Here is a 20939-nt window from a genome sequence, read left to right on the forward strand (position 1 = left end):
CTCATGATCACCGCCCAGCACCTCGAAGTACGGGTCGGTGCCCGACTCCTGATGGCCGACGTGACCTTCCGAGTGGCCGCCGGTGACAAGGTCGGACTGGTCGGCCGCAACGGGGCCGGGAAGACCACCCTCACCAAGATCCTCGCCGGCGAGGCGCTCCCGGCCGCGGGAAAGGTCCTGCGCACCGGCGACGTCGGCTACCTGCCGCAGGACCCTCGCACCGGCGACCCCGGCGTGCTCGCCATGAACCGGATCCTGTCCGCACGCGGCCTCGACGACGTCGTACGACGGATGCGCGCGGCCGAGGAGGAGATGACCAGCGACGACCCCGCGGTGCGGGAGCGGGCCATGCGGCGCTACTCGCGCGCCGACGCCGAGCTGCACGCCGGCGGTGGTTATGCCGCGGAGTCCGAGGCGGCCCAGATCGCACACAGCCTCGGGATCGAGGACCGGATCCTCCAGCAACCGCTTCGCACCCTGTCCGGCGGCCAGCGGCGACGGGTCGAGCTGGCCCGGATCCTGTTCTCAGGAGCCGACACGCTGCTCCTCGACGAGCCCACCAACCACCTCGACGCGGACTCCGTCGTGTGGCTCCGCGACTTCCTCAAGGCGCACCAGGGTGGACTGGTCGTGATCAGTCACGACACGGCGCTGCTCGAGCAGACGGTCACCCGGGTGCTCCACCTCGACGCGAACCGGGCCGAGATCGACGTGTACAACCTGGGCTGGACGGCGTACCTCCAGCAGCGGGAGACCGACGAGAAGCGCCGCAAGCGCGAGCGCTCGAACGCCGAGAACAAGGCGAAGGCGTTGACCGACCAGGCGAACCGGATGCGGGCGAAGGCGACCAAGGCGCAGGCGGCGCAGAGCATGCTGAAACGTGCGGACCGGCTGATGGCCGGCCTGGAGGGGGAGCGGCGGGCCGACCGGGTGGCCCGGATCGCGTTCCCCGCACCCGCCCCGTGCGGCAAGACGCCGCTCACGGCCACCGAGCTGTCCAAGTCCTACGGCTCCCTCGAGGTGTTCACCGACGTCGACCTCGCGATCGACCGGGGGAGCCGGGTGGTCATCCTCGGCCTCAACGGTGCGGGCAAGACCACCCTCCTCCGCATTCTGGCCGGCGTCGACACCCCCGACACCGGTGCCGTGACGCCCGGACACGGGCTGAAGCTCGGGTATTACGCGCAGGAGCACGAGACGCTCGACGTCGAGCGGACCGTCCTGGAGAACCTCCATGCCGCAGCGCCTCAGCTCACCGACACCGAGGCCCGCTCGGTGCTGGGTTCGTTCCTGTTCTCCGGCGACGACGCCTACAAGCCCGCGGCAGTGCTGTCCGGAGGGGAGAAGACCCGACTGGCGCTGGCGATCCTCGTGGTGTCGTCGGCCAACGTGCTGCTGCTCGACGAGCCGACCAACAACCTCGACCCCGCGTCGCGCGAGGAGGTGCTGGCCGCGATCCGCGAGTACGCCGGCGCGATCGTCCTGGTCACCCACGACGAGGGCGCAGTCACCGCGCTCCAACCGGACCGGGTGCTGATCCTGCCCGACGGTGTGGAGGATCTCTGGACGGAGGACTACGCCGACCTGGTCTCGCTGGCATGACGGCCTGACCGGACGTGGTTCGACCGGCGTGATTCGGCTCGTCGACCCTCCCCTGCGAGGATGCTGGACATGACGCCAGACGAGCTGAAGTCAGTCGGCCTGCGCTACGACGTGGAAGGTTCGGTCGCCACGATCACCCTCGACCGCCCCGAGGTCCGCAACGCCCAGACGCCAGCGATGTGGCGTGCGCTGGCCGGTCTGGGCGAGGAGATCGCGGACGACGTACAGGTGGTCGTCGTCCGTGGCGAGGGGCCCTCGTTCTCCTCCGGCCTCGACCGGGCCATGCTCGACCCGCGCGGTGGCGAGGAGGGGGAGGAGACGCTCACCAGCCTGCTGTCGATGAGCGACGACCAGATGTCGGCGACGATCGACGAGTACCAGCGTGGCTTCACGTTCCTGCGCGACCCGCGGTTCGTGTCGATCGCCGCTGTCCAGGGCTACGCGATCGGCGCCGGCTTCCAGCTCGCACTCGCCTGCGATCTGCGGATCCTGGCCGAGGACGCGCAGCTGTCGATGAAGGAGGCCACCCTCGGGCTGGTGCCGGACCTGACGGGAACAAAGCCGCTGGTCGACAGCGTTGGGTACGCCAGGGCGTTGGAGATCTGTGCGACCGCGCGGATGATCGGCGCCACCGAGGCGGTCGACCTGGGCTTGGCGCTGATGTCGGTGCGGGTCGAGGAGCTCGATGACACGGTGGCGGACCTGGTCGGCGCCCTGGCCGCTCCGATGGCCGGTGCGGTCCACGAGACCAAGGCGTTGCTGCTCGCGGCAGCAGGGCGGACGCTGGAGGACCAGCGCCGGTTCGAGCGCGAGGCGCAGATCCGGAGGTTCCGAGAGCTCGCCCGCGCGATGGGCGGATAGAGGAGGCGCGCGTGTCGCTGTCGATGGGGATGGGGCCGGCCTGGCGGCACATGCGTACCGACCGGAGCTCGGTGAAGAGCCGTGTCGAGAAGGGCACGGTGCGGCGGGTCCTCGGGTTCGCCGGACCTCATCGCAGCACGATCACCGGCTTCCTCGCCGTGACGGTCGTCGACTCGCTGCTGGTGGTCGTGACCCCGCTGCTCGTGCAGCGGATCGTCGACGACGGCATCCTCGGCAAGGACCCGCAGCTGGTCACGCTGCTCGCGCTCGCGATGGCGGCGACCGCCCTCATCGGAGCGGTGCTGTCGGTGATCGGCGGCTTCCTGTCGTCCCGGATCGGCGAGGGTCTGATCTTCGACCTGCGCACCCAGGTCTTCGCACACGTGCAGCGCCAGTCGCTGGCCTTCTTCACCAGGACCCAGACCGGCGCCCTCGTGTCCCGCCTCAACAACGACGTGATCGGCGCCCAGCGGGCGTTCACCTCCACGCTGTCCAACACCGTCTCCAGCATCATCTCGGTGATCGTGGTCGGCGTCACGATGGTGGCGCTGAGCTGGCAGGTGACGCTGCTGTGCCTCGCCCTGTTCCCGATCCTGCTGCTGACCTCCCGATGGGTGAGCGGTCGACTTGCAGCACTGACCCGGGAGCAGATGGACGGCAACGCCGACATGGGCAATGTCATGACCGAGCGGTTCAACGTGGGCGGCGCCATGCTGCTCAAGCTGTTCGGCCATCGCGCCACCGAGGACGGGCTGTTCGCAGCCAAGGCCGGTCACGTCCGTGACCTCGGGATCCGGATCGCCCTCGTCACCCGGGTCTTCATGGCCGCGGTCCTCACCGTGCCGGCGCTGGCGCTCGCTGTCGTGTACGGCGTGGGCGGACACCTGGCCGTCGACGGCACCCTCACCGTCGGCACCCTGCTGGCGCTCGGCACGCTGCTGGTGCGGCTGCTCGGGCCGCTCCAGAGCCTCTCGAACGTCCGGATCGACGTCATGACCGCCCTGGTCAGCTTCGAGCGGGTCTTCGAGGTCCTCGACCTTCCCTCGCTCATCGAGGAGAAGCCGGACGCGGTCGCTCTGCCGCGCTCCGCGGCCAGCCTCGAGTTCGACCACGTCGGCTTCCACTACCCGAGGCCGGACGAGTTCTCCCTCGCCTCCCTGGAGACCGTGGCGCGCGCCGAGAGCCGCGACTCCGGCCAGGTGCTCCACGACATCTCCTTCCGGGCCGACCCCGGCCAGATGATCGCCCTGGTCGGTCCGTCCGGCGCCGGCAAGACCACCGTCACCCACCTCGTGGCTCGGCTCTACGACGCCACCGGCGGCGTCGTCCGCGTGGGTGGCCACGACGTGCGCGACGTGACGCTGGAGTCGCTGGAGGACGTGGTCGGCTACGTCACCCAGGACGCCCACATGTTCCACGACACGATCGGCTCCAACCTGCGCTACGCGCGCCCGGATGCGACGGACGCTGATCTCTGGGCCGCCCTGGAGGCCGCGCAGATCGCCGCCTTGGTGCGTGGCCTGCCCGACGGGCTCGACACGGTCGTCGGCGACCGGGGCTACCGGCTGTCCGGCGGCGAGCGCCAGCGGCTGGCCATCGCCCGGCTGCTGCTGAAGGCACCGTCGATCGTGGTGCTCGACGAGGCGACCGCTCACCTCGACAGCGAGTCGGAGGCCGCGGTGCAACGAGCGCTGGACGCCGCGCTCGCCGAGCGCACCAGCCTGGTGATCGCCCACCGGCTGTCCACCGTCCGGAACGCCGACCTGATCCTGGTGCTCGACGCGGGGCGGATCGTCCAGTCCGGCACCCACGCCGAGCTGCTCGCGCGGGGCGGCCTGTACGCCGACCTGTACCGCACCCAGTTCCTGGAGGACGCACCGACGCCGATCTAGGACGCGTCCTGCCGCTCCGGGTCGCGAGCGGTACGCATCCGGCGCCGCTCGTCGCGCGCGAGGTAGCCGAACCCGAAGAGCGCCAGCAGACCGAAGAACCACCACTGCAGGCCGTAGAAGAAGTGCGGGCCGTTGTCGAGCTCCGGGAGCTCGACCGGCTCGAGCGACTCCGCGGGAGCCGGCTCCTCGGAGCGGAGCTCGAGGAACCCCCTCAGCACCTCACGGCCGAGCGCCTCGCCGATCGCGACGCTGGAGATCGCCCGGGTCGACTGGTCCGACACGCTCGTGCTGTCACCGGTCGCGTCGGCGCGAGCCCAGCCGGTGATCGTCACCTCACCCTCCGGCGGTGCGGGTACGTCGGCCGCCGTCACGCCGCGCGCGTCGGTGGCGACCCAGCCGCGGTCGACCAGCACCGCCCGACCGTCCCCGAGGACGAGCGGCACGACGACGTCGACGCCCGACGCCCCGTCGCGGGTGCGGTACCTCACGATGACGGTGTCGCTCACGTCGTACTCTCCGCTGGCGGTGACGAGCCGCCACTCGTCGGTGTCCGCCACGTCACCCGAGGCGGGGAGGACGTCCTCGACAGGGGCCGGTGGAAGGGTCTCGTTGCGCTCGATGATCGCGTTGCGGTCCTTGCGCTCCTCGAGCCGGTCGAACTGCCACTCCCCGAGCCACCACGCCCCCCACGCGAGCAGCGCCACGACCACCGCGAAGCCGACCCAGCGCCGGCTCAGCAGGAACCCCCACGCTCGCACCCGGCGAGGCTATCCGAGCCCGCTCGACCCCCGGTCGCTGCCCGCTGGCCACCACCGGAGCCCTAGACTCGGTGGGATGGAGCCCATTGCACTGGCGGACCGCTTCGGGCGGGTCGCGACCGACCTCAGGGTCTCGCTGACCGACCGGTGCAACCTGCGTTGCTCCTACTGCATGCCGGCCGAGGGCCTGGACTGGCTGCCGGGCCAGGAGATCCTCACCGACGACGAGGTGGTGCGGCTGGTCGGGATCGGCATCCGGCTGCTCGGCATCCGCGAGGTGCGCTTCACCGGTGGCGAGCCGCTGATCCGGCGCGGGCTCGTCGACATCGTGCAACGGACGCGCGCGATCGACCCCGCCGTGGAGCTCAGCGTCACCACCAACGCCCTCGGTCTGCAGCGGATGGCCGGCACGCTGGCGGACGCCGGGCTGGACCGGGTGAACGTCAGCCTCGACACCATCCGGCGTGACACCTTCCACACGATCACGCGACGCGACCGGCTCGACGACGTGCTCGCCGGGCTGGCTGCGGCCCGCGATGCCGGCCTCACGCCCGTCAAGATCAACGCCGTCCTGCTGCGTGGCGTCAACGACGAACAGGCGCCGGAGCTGCTGGAGTGGGCGATCGGGCACGGCTACGCGCTGCGGTTCATCGAGCAGATGCCGCTGGACGCGCAGCACGACTGGAGCCGGGCCGAGATGGTGACCGCCGAGGAGATCTTCGACCGGCTCGCGACGCGGTTCACGCTGACCCCGGCGTCCGAGCCTCGGGGGAGCGCCCCGGCCGAGCTGTTCACCGTCGACGGCGGTCCGGCCACCGTCGGTGTCATCGCCTCGGTGACGCGCCCCTTCTGCGGCGACTGCGACCGGGTGCGGCTCACCGCCGACGGGCAGGTGCGCAACTGCCTGTTCGCGCGCGAGGAGTCCGACCTCCGCACGGCGATGCGGGCGGGCGCCGACGACGAGGATCTCGCCCGGCGCTGGGTGGTGGCGATGCTCGGCAAGCGCGCCGGTCACGGCATCGACGACCCGACGTTCCTCCAGCCCGACCGCCCGATGTCGGCGATCGGCGGGTGACCCCGCAGCCGCTGCGCTAACCGGCGTCGTCGGGGATCTCGGCGAGCGGCACCACGTCGCGCAGGAACTGTCGCGCCGTCAGGAAGTCGCCCAACGTCGAACGATGGTCGTCGCACGCGAGCCAGACCTTGCGCCGGTCGGGCGTGTGCAGCCTCGGGTTGTTCCACAGCAGGCCCCAGCTCGCCGACCGCTGGCACCCCTTGGCGCTGCACGTCGGGATGTCCTCGGCTGCCATCTCGGCATCGTCCCAGCACGACGCGAGCGGACCTGGACCGGCCCTCCCGCCCATGAAGCACAGCCTGGAAATATGGCACGGTGCCGGAGCGCCACAATAGGCGCCCGGCACCGCGGTGAACTGCGACGGGGGAGACACAGTTCGGCTTCGAGTGTCCGGCCTTCCGGGCAGGAAGTCAAATACTGTCCTACCTGTCAGATCCTTCGGAATCAGTAGGGTTCGGCAACTCATTTCGTGGTTCGGGGTCGCGTCTCAGCGCGAACCCGTCGGACTTCGAAGACACGGCGTTGGCCATCACCACGGCGACGTACGGGAGCACCACTGCCCCCGCGACCAGGACCCATCGAAGCCAGCCGTCGGCCACGACGGCGCCGACGAAGCACACGGTCCGCAGCGACATCGACAGCACGTACCGGCGCTGTCGCTGCGCGATCTCCTCCTGACGGCTCAGCGGCGCGGTGGTGATCCGGACAGCCCTGCCGTGGGCCACGCGCTGGCGCGTCATACCGTGATCGTACGTCGCTACCATCGACGGCCCAGGGCTGCCACCAGGCGCCCGGCCGGAGCCGGAGGTAATCATGTCCAACCGCACCTACCGCGTCACCGAGATCGTCGGCACTTCCCCGGAGGGAGTCGACCACGCCATCCGCAACGGCATCGAGCGGGCCGCGCAGACGCTGCGCCACCTCGACTGGTTCGAGGTCACCCAGATCCGCGGACAGGTCAAGGACGGAGGAGTCGAGCACGTCCAGGTCGGGATGAAGATCGGGTTCCGGCTCGAGGACGAGTAGCTCCCTCGGGCGCGGACGGTTTCGGGCTACCCGTCGGTAATCACTAGCGTCGTTGACCGTGAGCGACCCAGAACCCAGATCCGTGCTCGTCACCGGCGGTAACCGTGGCATCGGCCACGCCATCGCCTCGGCCTTCCTCGCCCGGGGCGACCAGGTAGCGGTCACCAGCCGGAGCGGCGGCGGCCCCGACGGTGCCCTCGCCCTGACGTGCGACATCACCGATCCCGAGGCGGTCGAGGCCGCGTTCGCCGAGATCGAGCAGGCGCACGGGCCGGTGGAGGTGCTGGTGGCGAACGCCGGCGTGACCGCCGACACGCTGTTGTTGCGGATGAGCGAGGACGACTGGTCCAGGGTCATCGACACCAACCTGACCGGATCCTTCCGGCTCGCCAAGCGGGCGGCCAAGGGCATGCTGCGGATGCGGAAGGGGCGGATCGTGCTGATCTCCTCGGTGGTCGGCCTCACCGGCCAGGCGGGGCAGGTCAACTACGCCGCGTCCAAGGCCGGCCTGGTCGGCCTGGCGCGCTCGCTGTCGCGAGAGCTCGGGTCACGCTCGATCACCACCAACGTGGTGGCGCCCGGTTTCGTCGACACCGACATGACCTCGGTGCTGTCCGACGACCAGAAGAAGTCGATCATGGAGCAGGTGCCGCTGGGTCGGTACGGCACCGTGGAGGAGGTCGCCGCGGCGGTGCTGTGGTTGACCGGCGAGGGCGGCGGCTACGTGACCGGAGCCGTGATCCCGGTCGACGGCGGACTTGGAATGGGGCACTGACGATGGGCATTCTCGACGGCAAGCGGATCCTGGTCGCGGGAGTCACGATGGACTCCTCCATCGGGTTCGCCGTTGCGCGGGTCGCACAGGAGCAGGGCGCGACCGTGCTGATCTCCAACTTCGGGCGCGCGCTCGGCATCACCCGGCGGATCGCGAAGCGGCTGCCGAGCGAACCCCCGGTGCTCGAGCTCGACGTGACCGACCAGTCCCACCTCGACGGGCTCGAGGAGGCGGTGCGCGAGCACGTGGACGGTCTCGACGGCGTCGTGCACTCCATCGCGTACGGCAACCCCGAGACCCTGCTCGGCGGCAAGTTCCTCGACGGTCCGTGGGAGGACGTCGCGCAGGCGGTCCAGGTCTCGGCGTACTCGCTGAAGGCGTTGGCCGTGGCGGCCCGCCCCTTGATGGAATCGGGCGGCTCGATCGTGGGCCTCACCTTCGACGCCACCACGGCGTGGCCGGCGTACGACTGGATGGGCGTGGCCAAGGCGGGGCTCGAGTCCACCTCGCGCTACCTCGCTCGTGACCTCGGTCCCGAAGGCATCCGCTGCAACCTGGTGTCCGCCGGACCGCTCAAGACGCTGGCGGCCAAGGCGATCCCCGGCTTCGAAGGACTGGAGTCGCTGTGGAAGGACCGGGCGCCGCTCGGCTGGGACGAGGGCGACCACGACCCGACCGCGCGCGCCGTATGTGCCCTGTTGAGTGACTTCTTCCCCGCCACCACCGGCGAGATCGTGCACGTCGACGGTGGGTTCCACGCGATCGGGGCTTGAGCTCGGGTCACCCAGCGGCGGTGAGTACGGGACCGAATGAGGGCGTGGTTCGGTCCCTGATCCACCGCGCGGGGACGGTCGCTCTGCACAGACAGGTGGGCGTGCCACGTCGTCCACAGGGACGCCGAGCGCTGTCGCCCCGTTCGAGTGGGATGGGACCCATGAGACCGGTCCCCGAGCATCTGCTGCACCGACCTTTCAGCCGCAGTGAGGCGGAGGCTTCCGGAGTGACCGGACGCATGTTGCGCGGCCGCCGCTTCATCCGCATCCTGCCGCGGATCTACCGGCACCGCGACCACGTCATGACCGACGATGACTGGGTGTTGGCCGCTCGTCTCGCCCTCCCGTCACGTGCACACCTGACCGGCATCACCCGGATCCAACAGCTGGGACTCGACTTCGGACCCCGTTTCCCTGTGCGCTTCGTGGTCGAGGGAGACCTCCACCTCGCGTTCGACGAGATCTTCCTGCACCGGACCAAGCGGCTCCCGCCCACCGACGGGGAGGGCGTGATCCCGGCTGCCGCATTCATCTCCTTCTGCGGGCGAGCCCGAGTCATCGATGCGATCAAGGTCGGTGACTGGCTGCTGTACCACGGGCACATGACCGTGGGCGAGCTGCACGACCTCGCGCTGGCCGAGCAATGGCGCGACGGAGCCGATCAGGCGCTCTGGGTGCTCGATCACCTCGATGGCGATGCTCGCTCGCTCCCCGAGTCAGAAACACGAGCCATTGTGGAGTTCGCCGGGCTGCCCGTGCCGGAAGTGAATCGTCGCCTCCCCATCGAGGACTCCATTGTCATCGGCGACCTGGTGCTTCTCGAGTGGCGAGTCGTCGTGGAGTACGAGGGGTCTCACCATCAGGCGGACCGGGGCCAGTACGTCTCCGACATCAGCCGCTACGCAGTCATGCGCCGGCACGACTTCGGTTACGTCCAGGTGACCAAGGAGAAGCTGGCTCGGGCGAGGAGTGTGGCTCGCGAGGTCCACCGCGAACTGGTCAGCCGTGGATATGATGGCCCGCCTCCCGAGTTCGGAGACCGGTGGCGGACGTTGTTCACCCGTCTTCACCGTGTCATCGGGTGTGAGCGCCTCGGTCGACGTGCTGGCGGTGAGGACGGGACCGCTTCGTGACGTGGATTAGTCCCTGGCTCACCGCTGACCCGCGCGACCGGGTTCGGTAGCGTCCCGCGCGTGACCTCACTCGTCGAGCTCCGAGTCCTCGAGGGCCCGAACCTGTACTTCCCGCGCGCGGCGGTGAAGCTGACGCTGGACATCTCCCCGCTGGCGTCGGCGTCCGACGAGACGGTGGTCCGGTTCGCCCGGCGGATCGGGCTGAAGGGGGCGCGCCCGGGTGAGCCCGACACCGGCTTCCGGCAACGGTTCGCTGCCAGGGCCATCGCCCGGTTGGTCCGGACGATCGCCGCCGAGAGCGGGACGTCCCGGCTGGCGGTCCGGGTGCGTCCGACCGGCGACCCGCACCGGCTGGTGGTCGCCTACCCGTGGCGCCACCGGGAGCGCGCCCAGGTCATGGGCCGAGCCGTGGCCGAGGTCCTCGACGCCGTACCGGGCGTCGGTGTGGAGGAGGTCGTCGCCCGGGCGGCAGCAGCAGTGGCTTCCGCCGAGCCGGGGGAGGCGCCGAGCACGATCACGCCCACAATCCCGGTCGTGGCGGTGACCGGCACCAACGGCAAGACCACCACGAGCCGACTGATCGCCCACATCGCACGCACCGACGGCCGGCGCGTCGGCTGGTCGAGCACCGACGGGATCTACGTCGACGGAGCTCTGGTCGAGGCCGGCGACTACTCCGGACCCAGCGGCGCCGGTCGGGTGCTCGCCCATGACGACGTCGAGCTCGCCGTGACGGAGACCGCGCGCGGCGGCATCCTGCTCAAGGGGATCGGCCTGACGCGCAACGACGTCTCGGTGGTCACCAACGTCTCTGCCGACCACCTCGGACTCCAGGGGATCGACACGGTGGACCAGCTGGCCGAGGTCAAGGCCGTGGTCCCGCGGATCACTCGCAAGGACGGGTGGGCGGTCCTGAACGCCGACGACCCCCGCGTGTTCGCGATGCGCTCGGTCGTGAGGGCACAGCCGTGGGTGTTCTCCCGCGACCCCGACAGTCCCGCGATCCGCGAGGTGTTGTCGCACGGCGGTGGCAGGGCGACGACGGTCATCGACGGCTGGGTGTCGGTGCTCGACTCGCGCGGTGAGGTCGACCCGCTCGTGGAGCTGGTGGATGTGCCCATGACGCTCGCCGGCCTGTCCCGCTTCAACGTGGAGAACGCACTGGCCGGGGCGTCGGCCGCACTGGCGGTGGGCATCTCGCGGGACGTGGTGGTGGCCGGTCTTCGGACGTTCCGGACCGACGCCGAACACAACCCGGGTCGGATGAACATCTTCAGCCTTGCGGGGGAAGCGCACGGCGTGACGGTGATCGTCGACCTGGCCCACAACGAGGCCGGGCTCGAGGCGTTGTTGGAGGTCATGGCTGGAGTACGGCGGCCGGGCGCCCGGCTACTGCTCGGGCTGGGTGCGGTCGGTGACCGGCAGGACGACCTGATCGAGCGGCTGGGCGAGATCGGCGCGATGGGCAGCGACGTGGTGGCGATCTGCCACAAGCACCGCTATCTGCGAGGACGCACGGAGGGGGAGCTCGAGGCACTGCTGCGCGCCGGGACGGAACGCGTGGGCGTCGCCGACGTGCCGGCGTACCCGACCGAGGTCGAGGGCCTCGCCGCACTGGTCGCGCAGGCGGGGCCTGGCGACGTGGTGGGCCTGATGTGCCATGCGGAGCGGGACGCCGTCTACACCTGGATCGCCGAGCACGGGGGTACCTCTGACAGCCCCGAGGAGCTGGCCGACAAGGTTCGCGCGACGGGTCGTGCATGAAGCGCCATCCGGGCCCGCTCGTGGTCGCGACGTCGATCGGCGGCGAGCGTCACCTCGACCTGCGGGGACCCGCACCCTTCCCGCCCGACCAGCTGTTCCAGATCGGCTCCGTCACGAAGACGTTCACCGCCCTGCTCCTCGCCCGGCGCCTCGTCAGCGGCGAGCTGACCCTGGACACGCCGGTCGCCGACCTGCTTCCCAGCGCCGCGCCCGTGGGCGGTGACCGGCCGGTGACGGTGGGTGAGCTGGCGACCCACCGGTCCGGGTTGCCCCGCGTCCCCCGCAGCATGTGGCGCAAGGCGCTCACCTTCGACGACGACCCCTACCGCGAGTACGGCGACCAGCAGCTCGCGGACGACCTGCTCCGGGTCCGGCCGCGCCGACGCGGGCGACTGCGGTACTCCAACTTGGGAATGGGGCTGCTGGGCCATGCCCTCGCTCACGCCGCGGGAACGTCGTACGACGCCCTTGTGCACCGCGAGATCTGCGCACCGCTCGGACTCGTCGACACCACCGCGGCACCCAGCCACGAGCAACGGACGCGGCTGGCCATCGGCCACAAGCGCCTCGGCAAGCCACGCACGGTCGCATGGGAGTTCGACGCACTGGCAGGCGCGGGTGCCCTCTGGTCGACCGGCAACGACCTGCTCGCCTATCTCGAGGCGCACCTCGCACCGCCTGAGGGACCGCTCGGCGCGGCGCTGGAACGGGTGCTGGTGGAACCGGTCCTCGCCTGGCAGTCGATCCCGAGAGGCAAGCTCGCGGGGCTCTGGTGGCACAACGGCGGCACGGCCGGGTTCCGCAGCATGGTGGTGCTGGATCCCGAGCGTCGCCGCGCGTCGCTGGCACTGGCCGCGATCGACCGGGGTGTCGAGGCCGTCGCGCTCGACGCCCTCGAACAGAACTGAGCGCTGACCGGCCCCCCCAAACCGGTCAGCGCTCAGCAGTCATCAGCGCCCGCTCAGTTGAGCGGGCACTCCGCGAGGTTGTTGTCGGTGTCGAGCCTCGAGGCGAGGTCGAGCATGGCGGCGCGGCTGCCGGTGGCGAAGGCGGCGTTCACCGTGCTCACCAGACCCGGCCGGCCGTCCTCGCCGGCACCGACCCGGCGCCACGGGTAGCCGACGCCGTCGTGGGCCGCGTTGAGGAAGGCAGCGGTCGCGGCGCGGGCCAGGACCTTGGCAGCGCCGTCGGCACCCGACCCGCCTCCGCCCTGGAGCGACTGGAGCAGGGTCTTGCCTGCCACGTTGGCGCGAGCACTCGTGAACGCCGCGCCGAAGAGGTCGCCGGGTGCGGCCTCCTGCCAGTTGTCCGTGTGGTTCTTCCAGTAGCCGGGCGTACAGCCCTCGTGGCCGGTTCCGACGGCCTGTGCCGCCGGGGCCACCGACATCGTGGCGATGACAGCAGCGAACGCGACGAGCGCGATCTTGATGATCTTGATCATGTGAGTTCCCCTGAATCCCTTTCACTTGGCGCGGTTGCGAAAGGAAGTCAGAGCCCGAGCGTGCCCCCCGTTACACCCGCTCGCCCAGCATCGGTCCGCCAGCACGGAGGGTCAATCCCCAGGACAGGCACAGGATGTCAACGCACGGCGAGAGGTCTAGTCGACCCGAGCCCGAGGTCCCCGTCAGGAGTCGGCCGTGACGGGCGCGTAGTCGGGGTCGGCGGCCGGGGCGTCCTCGCTCGCGCCGGCGCCGGGATACGCCTGGTTGGACCAGTTCTCCAGCTCGCTCATCACGGCCGCATGCTTGTCGACGCAGACGACGAGCAGGTCGCCCTTGTTGGCGCGACTCATCGCGTGGCGCACCGCCTCGATCTCCTCGAGCACGACCTCCACCTGCTTGCAGCGCGCACCTGCGGTCATGGCTTCCTGCACCCCTTGGCGGACCAGCTCGGCGACGTCGCCCCGCTCCCGGCTGCGGAGCGACTCGTCCTCGCGGACGATCACGACGTCGAAGTGAGCCGCCGCGATCTGGCCGAGCTCCTTCATGTCCTCGTCGCGGCGGTCCCCGGCGGTGGCGATGATGCCGATCCGCGAGGGTCGCGCCAGGTCGTGGGACGAGGACAGCGACTCGCCGACGCGGTCGACGAAGTCACCGAGCATCCGCATGCCCGGTGCGTTGTGGCAGTAGTCGACGATGATGTTGACGCCGTTGACCTCCACCTCGTTGAGACGTCCGGGGGAGAGGTAGTAGTTCGTCGAGAACGTCCGGAGGCCCTGGCGGATGTCGTGCAGGGGGGCATTGGCGGCGAAGGCAGCGGCAGCCGCGGCCAGCGTGTTCTGGACGTTCATCCGAGCCCGACCGCCGAACGTCGCGGGCAGTAGGTGCGTCCACGCCAGCTGCATCTCGCGACGGCCGTGCTTGACGACTATCATCTCGCCGCGCTCGGACGGGTTGAGGACCAACGCCTTGCCCCCGCGGCGGCAGTGGGCCTCGATCATCTCGCGGACGTCACTGCCGGGGTCGTCCATGGAGAACCACACGACCTCGCCGCTGCACTTGCGACGCATCTCGCGCACCAGCGGGTCATCGGCGTTCAGGACCGCGGCTCCCGTACGAGGCACGGCCTCCACGATCACGGCCTTCACGTCCGCGAGCTGCTCGATCGTGTCGATGCCGCGCAGCCCGAGGTGGTCGGGCTGCACGTTCAGGACCACCGCCACGTCGTTGCGCTCGTACCCGAGGCCTTCACGCAGGATGCCGCCGCGGGCCACCTCGAAGACGGCGAAGTCGACCCGTGGGTTCTGCAGCACCATCCGCGCCGAGCGGGGACCGGAGGCATCGGCCCGGATCAGCAGCCGCTCGTCGATGACGACCCCGTCGGTCGACGTCATGCCGACCTTGCGGCCCATCCCCTTGAAGATGTGGGAGATCATCCGCGACGTCGTCGTCTTCCCGTTGGTGCCGGTCACCGCGACGATCGGGATCCGCGACGTCGCACCGGGCGGGAACAGCATGTCCACGACCGGCTTGGCGATGAACTGCGGCTCGCCGATCGTCGGGTGGGTGTGCATCCGGAAGCCCGGAGCGGCGTTGACCTCACAGATCGCTCCACCGGTCTCGCGCACCGGCTCGGTGATGTCGGGACAGATGAAGTCGATGCCGGCGATGTCGAGGCCGACCATGCGGGCAGCCTCCTCCGCGATCTCGACGTTCTCGGGGTGCGCCTCGAAGGTGCGGTCGATCGAGATCCCGCCGGTCGACATGTTGCCGGTGAGCGCGAGCTTCACCATCTCGCCCTCCTCTGGGACCGACTCCAGGGTGTGACCCTGGCTCGCGAGGACCTCGACCGCCGCCTCGTCGACCTTGATCCGGGTCAGCACCTTCTCGTGACCGACGCCGCGCCGCGGGTCCGCGTTCGTGTCCTCGACCAGCTGCTCGACGGTCGCGCTGCCGTCACCGATGACGTGTGCGGGCACCCGTTCGGCGATCGCCACCATGCGACCGTCGATGATCAGGCACCGATAGTCCTTTCCGGTCACGAAGCTCTCCACGATCACCCAGCCGCGGCGTGACTGCTCCTGGGCGATCGCGAACCCCTCGCGCACCGCCGCCTCGTCCTGCAGGTCGAGGCAGACGCCGCGGCCGTGGTTGCCGTCGAGCGGCTTGACCACGACCGGGTACCCGATCCGCCTGGCAACCGAGACCGCCTGGTCGGCGGTGCGCACCGAGTCCTGCTTCGGCACGGGTAGGCCCGCCGCGCCGAGCAGCCGGGTGGTGAGGTCCTTGTCGGAGGCGATGTCGACGGCGATCGAGGACGTCTCGGACGTCATCGTCGCGCGGATCCGCTTGGCGTGGACGCCCTGCCCGAGCTGGACGAGCGAGTACTGGTTCAACCGGATCCAGGGGATGTCGCGGGAGACCGCCTCGTCGACGATGGCCTGGGTGGAGGGTCCGAAGGCGGTGCGCTCGGCACGTTTGATGAACGTCTCGAGCTCCGCCTCCCAGTCGAGCTCCGGATCTCCCTCCACGAGGTGGTTGACCAGCCGTACGGCGAGCCGGCCGGCGGCCAGCGCCACCTGCTCGTCGACGTACCCGTAGACGACGTTGTAGACGCCGGGGCGACCCTTGACGCCACGCGTCTTGCCCCGGCGGATGTCGTGGCCGACCACCTGCTGCAGCGCCAGCGCGCAGTGCTCCGCGACGTGGCCGAGCCAGGTGCCCTCGTTCAGGCGCTCGACGAACCCGCCGCGCCGACCGCGCGAGCAGGAGTGCTCGCGGAGCCCGGGCAGCATCACGAGCAGCCGCTCTGTGAAGCCGGGAAGCGTGTCGGTCGGGAACTCCTCGAGCCGACCGAGGTCCACGACCAGGTGGATCGCCTTCTCGTACGACCAGACATTGGCGCCGCGGTAGACGCGGGTCTCCTCGATCGTCAGATCGGGCGTGGGGCGTGTCGTCATCGGCGGGTTTCCTCCTGGTGGGACTGGGAACGGCTGCGTCGTCGCGCCAACCTGCGTCGCAGGGTGCCTGGGGAGATGTCCTCGGCAGCGATGTCACGCGCCATCTGCTGCATGTCACGCTGGGCGTCCGCCAGCTCGGCAGCGTCCTCGGGGTCCACCGTCGCCGGCTGTGGCACGAGTGCCCGGTCCTCGAGGTCGAACACGGACCCGGCGGGCAGCACGTGGAGCACCACGCCGCTGGCGAGCAGCGGGCTGGACCGCTTCGCCTCGAAGGCGTTGGTGACCATCCGGGCGGGGTCGAAGACCGTGACCGCCCCCTTGCCGATGACGCTCATGCGCCGCCGGCCCTCCTCAGCCGTGACGACCGCCGCCGTGTCCTCGTCGACACCGACCCCGAGCAGCTGCGGCGACTGGGACACGATCATCAGCAGTCGCCCGTACCGGTTGCGCTGGTCGAAATGCTGGTCGATCACGGCGTCCTGGAGCAGGCCGAGGCCGGCCGCGACCTGGGTCATCCGCTGCTTCGGCGTAGCCCCCGGCCCGCCGAAGGCGACCATGTGCGAGGACTGGATGCTGGCTCCCGCCGAGGTGCCCGCCACGATCACGCCGCGCGCGTGGGCGTCCCGGATGGCTTCGCCCAGCGGCGTACCGCAGACGATCGAGGACAGCTTGAGCTGGTTCCCACCCGTCATGAAGATGCCGGTCGCCGAGCTGAGCTGGTCCAGCAGCGCCTCGTCGTGGGCGTCCTCGCGGGTCTCCGGTCGGACCGCGACCACCTCGGCGGCCCCGAGCGACCGGAACAGGGCGTCGTAGACCTCGACCACCGCGTCTCCGAGCGACGATGCCGTCGGGATCACCGCGATCCGGGCCTGCTGGCCGCCGGCGGCGGCCACGAGCTCCTTGAGGATGGCGCGTTTCCGGAGCTTGTCCTCCGCGCCGCCGATGATCATGAGGGGTCCCGGCATGACAGCCACGCTAGCGGCTGAAAGAGTGAGTCCGTGCAGGAGTCACGTCGCCTCGTCATCGTCCGGCATGCCAAAGCGGACTCCCAGGGGTCGTCGGACCGCGAACGCCCGCTGGCCGCCCGCGGGTCCCGCGACGCCGCCGCGGGCGGCGCCTGGCTCGCTGCGTCCGGCGTCCACCCCGACCACGTCCTGGTCTCGTCGGCTCGCCGGGCCCTGGAGACCTACGACGCGTTGCGGGAGGGAGCCGGGTGGGACACACCGGTCGAGGCCTCGGACACGCTCTACTCCGCCGAGCCCGAGACGGCGCTCGACGTGGTGCGCCAAGTGCCCACCGAGGCGTCCACCGTGGTCGTCGTCGGCCACAACCCCACGATGGGCACGCTGGCGCAGCTGCTCGACGACGGCGAGGGCGACGCGCAGGCGACCGGTGCGCTGCTCGCCGGGGGCTTCCCGACCTGCGCGATGGCGGTGTTCGACGTGGCCGTTCCCTGGGCCGACCTCGGCTTCACCGGCGCGACGCTCACCGCGTTCCACGTGGGTCGCGGTTGACCCGCCTGTCACATCCCGCCCGGCTGCCTCGTCCACTGGTCATGGGGCAACCGTCGACGAGGAGGCTGACGTGAACCGGATCGAGCAGTTCGAGGAGCTGCGGCCGCTGCTGTTCGCCATCGCGTACCGCATCCTGGGCAGCGTGACCGAGGCGGAGGACGCGGTCCAGGAGACCTGGCTCCGCTACGAGCGGACGTCCGAGGAGCCCGAGTCGCCGAAGGCGTTCCTGTCGACGGTCGTCACCCGGATCGCGATCGACGTGCTGCGCTCGGCGCGGGTCCGGCGTGAGGAGTACGTCGGCGAGTGGTTCCCCGAGCCGTTGCTGGCCGACCCGTACGAGGACCCGGAGCGCTCGGCCGAGCTCGCCGACTCCGTCTCGATGGCGGCGCTGCTCCTGCTCGAGCGGTTGAGCCCGCTCGAGCGCGCGGTGTTCGTGCTCCGGGAGGTGTTCGGCTTCGGGTTCGCGGACATCGCGTCCGCAGTCGATCGGTCGGAGGACGCCTGCCGTCAGCTCGCCGTCCGAGCGAGACGGCACATGGATGCCGGCCGCCCTCGTTTCGAGGCCGATCGTCGCGCACGCGAGGAGCTGGCCGCCCGCTTCTTCGAGGCGATGCGGGACGGCACGATGGACGGACTCCGCGACCTGCTGGCCGCGGACGTCCAGCTCGTCGCCGACGGCGGTGGCAAGGCACCGCAGCTCGCGCGGGGCCTGGTCGGTGCCGACAACGTGGCGCGGGTGCTGCTCGTGCTGTTCCCGGAGATGGTGGACCTCGGCGTGGGGTTCGAGCAGCACGTGGTGAACGGCCAGCCCGGCGCGATCATGCGCGACGGCGACGGCAACGTGGTCACGGTCTGGACGCTCGACGTGCTCGACGGGCGGATCCAGACGATCCGCGCCGTGCTGAACCCCGACAAGCTCGGCCACGTGGGACCGGTGGCGGACGCGTGGGCCCTGCACTACGCGGCTCGCGACGCCCGGCGCCGCTCGCGGTGATCGCGCACGTGTCCCCGAGTGGAACGGGTCAGACCGGCGGCGAGGGGGTGACGATGCCGGCCTCGGCGTCGGCCGCCTCGATCTCCTCCCGGGAGATCCCGAGCAGGTACATGATCGTGTCGAGGTAGGGCACGTTCACCGTGGTGTCGGCAGCCTCCTGCACGACCGCCTTGGCGTTGAACGCGATGCCCAGCCCGGCGGCGTTGAGCATGTCGAGGTCGTTCGCGCCGTCGCCGATCGCGATCACCGCCTCGAGCGGTACGCCGACGGCCTCGGCGAACTCGCGCAAGGCCTGGGCTTTGCCGGCCCGGTCGATGACGTCACCGACGATCCTCCCGGTGAGCCGACCGTCGACGACCTCGAGCTCGTTCGCCCGGGAGTAGTGGATGCCGAGGTCGTCCGCCAGCCGGTCGGTGATCTGGGAGAACCCGCCCGAGACCAGCCCGAAGCGGTACCCCAGCCGACGGAGCGTCCGCACCATGGTCCGGGCGCCGGGGGAGAGCACCAGCTCGTCGTACACCTCGTCGATCGCGGAGGCGGGCACGCCCGCGAGCCGTGCGACGCGGTCGCGCAGGGACTGCTCGAAGTCGAGCTCTCCCGCCATGGCGGCCTCGGTGGCGCGTGCGACGGCGTCCTGCTGCCCGGCGTGGGCGGCGAGCAGCTCGATCACCTCGCCCTGGATCAAGGTGGAGTCGACGTCGAGCACGATCAGCCGCATCCCGCGACGGAGCAGGTTGGCGGGCTGCACGGCGATGTCGATGCTGTGAGTCGCTGCCTCGCCCGCCAGCAGCGTGCGCAGCTTGTCGGTGTCGGCGCCCGAGACGTGCAGGTCGATGGCGGTGACGGGGTAACGCGCCATCCGCTCGATCCGGTCGATGTTGGCGCCACAGTCGGCGATCCGGCCGGCCACCGCGGCCATGTGGACGGCCTTGAGGGGGCTGCCGATCACGGTCACATGGGAGCGGCCCTCGGCGCGCGTCTTGTTGTCGCCGACTCCGCGATCGACGTCGACCGTCATGTCGAGGGCCGCCGCCGTCTCCTCGACCGCGGCACGCAGCCGCTTCCAGTCTCGTGGGGCCGTCACGAGGACGCCGAGCACCAGCCGCCGCCGGAGCACGATCTGCTCGACGTCGAGGACCTCGACGCCGGCGCCGGTCAGGGTCGAGAACACGGCCGACGTCACGCCCGGTCGGTCCTTGCCGCTGAGGGTGATCAGCAGGGTCTTCGGCGCATCATCCATGTCGTGACGAGGCTAGCCGGTTCGTTACGTCGTCGTGATTGACCCACCGGCGCGTGGACAGCACCGTGGTCGGGTGCGCAGCACCTCCGGCCGGCTCCAGCTCGTGCTCATGGGTGCGCTCGTCCTCGCCGGCTGCAGTGCCGACGAGCCGGGCGAGCGGGAGCCGGCCGGTGCGGCGACCGGGTCGCCATCGACGTCGACGCCGGTGCTCGGGGCATCTCACGAGCTGCTGCCCGATCCGGGCGGTGACGGTGTGCTGCTCCTCTCGGGGCCACCCGAGCTCGACCCCGCCGGTGATCCGCTGCAGCTGTGGCGGTGGGACGGGTCCGCGTGGTCTCCCGTCGCGACCACGGGCGATGTCCCCCCGCAGCGCTCCTACTTCTCGGCCACCTACGACGACGCGCGTGACGTGGTGGTGCTCTACGGGGGCGAGCTGCCGGGCGATGAGCCGGCGGTGGTCTGGGAGTGGGACGGAGCATCGTGGACCGCCCACGACGCAGCCCCCGGCCCAGGGCCCCGCCGGTCGAGCGCGATGACGTACGACGACGACGGCCTGGTGCTCCTGTACGGCGGCGACGACCCAGGCGGCATCTACAACGACACCTGGGCGTGGGACGGCGAGGCCTGGCAGCGGCTCGTGCGAGGCGGCCCGGAACCGGCGCGCTGGCCGGGGGCGTTCGTCGACGTCGCGGATGCGGGGCCGGTGCTCGTCGGTGGCCACCAGGTGGAGCACGAGGACCTGCCGGCCGCACTCGGGGACACGTGGGTGTGGGACGACGAGTGGCAGGAGGCCCAGGACGCGAACGCCCCGCCACGGCTGGTCAACGCCAAGGGCCTCGTCCACCCCGAGCACGGGACGCTGCTGGTCGGCGGTGCCGACCTCGCAGCCGCCAGCGGCGACGTGCTCCGCTGGACCGGGACCGGCTGGGAGATGTTCGCCGAGGACGTCTTCCCCGAGCGACAGGCGTTCGGGCTGGCGTACGACGCCGGGCGCGACGTGGTGGTGCTGACCGGTGGCGTGGTCGAGCCCGGAAGCACGCAACGTCATCAGGACGTGTGGGAGTGGTCGGGCGACCCGGGCGACCGGGCGGTGCAGGTGCTCGACGCTCCGCCCGCCTGATCACGCCTGCACC

At 70.7% G+C, this 20939-nt stretch carries 20 protein-coding genes; 13 read left to right on the forward strand and 7 right to left on the reverse strand.

All coding sequences use genetic code 11. The features are described from left to right. Positions 1 to 3 precede the first annotated feature (3 nt). The 3 genes from VFZ39_RS07985 (at position 4) to VFZ39_RS07995 (ending at position 4355) form a co-directional block, all read left to right on the forward strand. Entirely contained in the window at positions 4 to 1602 is a 1599-nt protein-coding gene (locus tag VFZ39_RS07985) for an ABC-F family ATP-binding cassette domain-containing protein (RefSeq protein WP_330865203.1), read from the forward strand. 69 nt (positions 1603 to 1671) lie between these two features. Then, the gene (locus tag VFZ39_RS07990; RefSeq protein WP_330865204.1) at positions 1672 to 2463 is read left to right on the forward strand and encodes an enoyl-CoA hydratase/isomerase family protein; all 792 of its coding nucleotides are present in this window, start codon (positions 1672 to 1674) and stop codon (positions 2461 to 2463) included. 23 nt (positions 2464 to 2486) lie between these two features. Continuing rightward, positions 2487 to 4355 carry an ABC transporter ATP-binding protein gene (locus VFZ39_RS07995; RefSeq protein ID WP_414690277.1) on the forward strand — a complete coding sequence of 623 codons (1869 nt, stop codon included), beginning with the start codon at positions 2487 to 2489 and terminating at the stop codon, positions 4353 to 4355. Here the strand turns inward: VFZ39_RS07995 and VFZ39_RS08000 are convergent. After that, a complete protein-coding gene (locus tag VFZ39_RS08000; protein WP_330865206.1) occupies positions 4352 to 5113 on the reverse strand; it encodes an SURF1 family protein in 762 nt (253 codons plus the stop codon). The genes VFZ39_RS07995 and VFZ39_RS08000 overlap by 4 nt on opposite strands. A 76-nt stretch (positions 5114 to 5189) precedes the next feature. Between VFZ39_RS08000 and moaA the strand changes: the two genes are divergently transcribed. Beyond that, on the forward strand, positions 5190 to 6188 hold the full coding sequence (moaA, locus tag VFZ39_RS08005) for a GTP 3',8-cyclase MoaA (protein ID WP_330865207.1): 999 nt from the start codon (positions 5190 to 5192) through the stop codon (positions 6186 to 6188). Positions 6189 to 6204: 16 nt separating this feature from the next. Here the strand turns inward: moaA and VFZ39_RS08010 are convergent, their stop codons facing one another. After that, entirely contained in the window at positions 6205 to 6423 is a 219-nt protein-coding gene (locus tag VFZ39_RS08010; protein WP_330865208.1) for an acetone carboxylase, read from the reverse strand. A gap of 187 nt (positions 6424 to 6610) precedes the next feature. Next, positions 6611 to 6928, reverse strand: a complete 318-nt coding sequence (locus VFZ39_RS08015) for a DUF3099 domain-containing protein (protein WP_330865209.1) — start codon at positions 6926 to 6928, stop codon at positions 6611 to 6613. Positions 6929 to 7001: 73 nt separating this feature from the next. Here VFZ39_RS08015 and VFZ39_RS08020 point away from each other — a divergent pair, with 73 nt between their 5' ends. The 6 genes from VFZ39_RS08020 to VFZ39_RS08045 all read left to right on the forward strand — a co-directional run bounded on the left by VFZ39_RS08020 (position 7002) and on the right by VFZ39_RS08045 (position 12567). Beyond that, positions 7002 to 7214, forward strand: a complete 213-nt coding sequence (locus tag VFZ39_RS08020) for a dodecin (protein WP_330865210.1) — start codon at positions 7002 to 7004, stop codon at positions 7212 to 7214. A gap of 58 nt (positions 7215 to 7272) precedes the next feature. After that, positions 7273 to 7989, forward strand: a complete 717-nt coding sequence (locus tag VFZ39_RS08025; RefSeq protein ID WP_330865211.1) for a beta-ketoacyl-ACP reductase — start codon at positions 7273 to 7275, stop codon at positions 7987 to 7989. Positions 7990 to 7991: 2 nt separating this feature from the next. Continuing rightward, positions 7992 to 8762: an enoyl-ACP reductase FabI gene (gene fabI, locus VFZ39_RS08030; protein ID WP_330865212.1), complete on the forward strand. Its 771-nt coding sequence runs from the start codon at positions 7992 to 7994 to the stop codon at positions 8760 to 8762. Between the two features lie 227 nt (positions 8763 to 8989). Then, entirely contained in the window at positions 8990 to 9895 is a 906-nt protein-coding gene (locus VFZ39_RS08035) for a hypothetical protein (RefSeq protein WP_330865213.1), read from the forward strand. A 60-nt stretch (positions 9896 to 9955) separates the two neighbouring features. Then, positions 9956 to 11659 (forward strand): Mur ligase family protein, encoded by a 1704-nt coding sequence (locus tag VFZ39_RS08040; protein ID WP_330865214.1) that lies wholly within the window; start codon positions 9956 to 9958, stop codon positions 11657 to 11659. After that, the gene (locus VFZ39_RS08045; protein ID WP_330865215.1) at positions 11656 to 12567 is read left to right on the forward strand and encodes a serine hydrolase domain-containing protein; all 912 of its coding nucleotides are present in this window, start codon (positions 11656 to 11658) and stop codon (positions 12565 to 12567) included. Before VFZ39_RS08040 ends, VFZ39_RS08045 begins: the two co-directional genes overlap by 4 nt. A 53-nt stretch (positions 12568 to 12620) precedes the next feature. Here VFZ39_RS08045 and VFZ39_RS08050 read toward each other — a convergent pair whose 3' ends face one another. The 3 genes from VFZ39_RS08050 to VFZ39_RS08060 all read right to left on the reverse strand — a co-directional run bounded on the left by VFZ39_RS08050 (position 12621) and on the right by VFZ39_RS08060 (position 17023). Then, positions 12621 to 13100 carry a hypothetical protein gene (locus VFZ39_RS08050; RefSeq protein ID WP_330865216.1) on the reverse strand — a complete coding sequence of 160 codons (480 nt, stop codon included), beginning with the start codon at positions 13098 to 13100 and terminating at the stop codon, positions 12621 to 12623. Positions 13101 to 13283: 183 nt separating this feature from the next. Beyond that, the gene (gene cphA / locus VFZ39_RS08055; RefSeq protein WP_330865217.1) at positions 13284 to 16058 is read right to left on the reverse strand and encodes a cyanophycin synthetase; all 2775 of its coding nucleotides are present in this window, start codon (positions 16056 to 16058) and stop codon (positions 13284 to 13286) included. Continuing rightward, positions 16055 to 17023, reverse strand: a complete 969-nt coding sequence (locus VFZ39_RS08060; protein WP_330865218.1) for a cyanophycinase — start codon at positions 17021 to 17023, stop codon at positions 16055 to 16057. The genes cphA and VFZ39_RS08060 overlap by 4 nt, the downstream gene beginning before the upstream one ends. Positions 17024 to 17056: 33 nt before the next feature. Between VFZ39_RS08060 and VFZ39_RS08065 the strand changes: the two genes are divergently transcribed. Together VFZ39_RS08065 and VFZ39_RS08070 are read left to right on the forward strand one after the other, a co-directional pair. After that, positions 17057 to 17572 (forward strand): SixA phosphatase family protein, encoded by a 516-nt coding sequence (locus tag VFZ39_RS08065; protein WP_330865219.1) that lies wholly within the window; start codon positions 17057 to 17059, stop codon positions 17570 to 17572. 70 nt (positions 17573 to 17642) lie between these two features. After that, complete coding sequence (locus tag VFZ39_RS08070) at positions 17643 to 18566, forward strand: RNA polymerase sigma-70 factor (protein ID WP_330865220.1); 924 nt, start codon at positions 17643 to 17645, stop codon at positions 18564 to 18566. A 28-nt stretch (positions 18567 to 18594) separates the two neighbouring features. Here VFZ39_RS08070 and serB read toward each other — a convergent pair whose 3' ends face one another. After that, positions 18595 to 19806, reverse strand: a complete 1212-nt coding sequence (gene serB, locus VFZ39_RS08075) for a phosphoserine phosphatase SerB (RefSeq protein WP_330865221.1) — start codon at positions 19804 to 19806, stop codon at positions 18595 to 18597. A 73-nt stretch (positions 19807 to 19879) separates the two neighbouring features. Between serB and VFZ39_RS08080 the strand changes: the two genes are divergently transcribed. Continuing rightward, positions 19880 to 20926 (forward strand): kelch repeat-containing protein, encoded by a 1047-nt coding sequence (locus tag VFZ39_RS08080; protein ID WP_330865222.1) that lies wholly within the window; start codon positions 19880 to 19882, stop codon positions 20924 to 20926. The last annotated feature ends 13 nt before the right edge of the window (positions 20927 to 20939 follow it).

Source organism: Nocardioides sp., assembly GCF_036374615.1.
Lineage (GTDB): Bacteria > Actinomycetota > Actinomycetes > Propionibacteriales > Nocardioidaceae > Nocardioides.

Bases quoted from the DNA above. Each gene is read 5' to 3' on its own strand.
- VFZ39_RS07985 (WP_330865203.1), top strand. From the start codon at position 4: ATGATCACCGCCCAGCACCTCGAAGTACGGGTCGGTGCCCGACTCCTG.
- VFZ39_RS07990 (WP_330865204.1), top strand. From the start codon at position 1,672: ATGACGCCAGACGAGCTGAAGTCAGTCGGCCTGCGCTACGACGTGGAA.
- VFZ39_RS07995 (WP_414690277.1), top strand. From the start codon at position 2,487: ATGGGGATGGGGCCGGCCTGGCGGCACATGCGTACCGACCGGAGCTCG.
- moaA (WP_330865207.1), top strand. From the start codon at position 5,190: ATGGAGCCCATTGCACTGGCGGACCGCTTCGGGCGGGTCGCGACCGAC.
- VFZ39_RS08010 (WP_330865208.1), bottom strand. From the start codon at position 6,423: ATGGCAGCCGAGGACATCCCGACGTGCAGCGCCAAGGGGTGCCAGCGG.
- VFZ39_RS08015 (WP_330865209.1), bottom strand. From the start codon at position 6,928: ATGACGCGCCAGCGCGTGGCCCACGGCAGGGCTGTCCGGATCACCACC.
- VFZ39_RS08020 (WP_330865210.1), top strand. From the start codon at position 7,002: ATGTCCAACCGCACCTACCGCGTCACCGAGATCGTCGGCACTTCCCCG.
- fabI (WP_330865212.1), top strand. From the start codon at position 7,992: ATGGGCATTCTCGACGGCAAGCGGATCCTGGTCGCGGGAGTCACGATG.
- VFZ39_RS08045 (WP_330865215.1), top strand. From the start codon at position 11,656: ATGAAGCGCCATCCGGGCCCGCTCGTGGTCGCGACGTCGATCGGCGGC.
- VFZ39_RS08050 (WP_330865216.1), bottom strand. From the start codon at position 13,100: ATGATCAAGATCATCAAGATCGCGCTCGTCGCGTTCGCTGCTGTCATC.
- cphA (WP_330865217.1), bottom strand. From the start codon at position 16,058: ATGACGACACGCCCCACGCCCGATCTGACGATCGAGGAGACCCGCGTC.
- VFZ39_RS08060 (WP_330865218.1), bottom strand. From the start codon at position 17,023: ATGCCGGGACCCCTCATGATCATCGGCGGCGCGGAGGACAAGCTCCGG.
- serB (WP_330865221.1), bottom strand. From the start codon at position 19,806: ATGGATGATGCGCCGAAGACCCTGCTGATCACCCTCAGCGGCAAGGAC.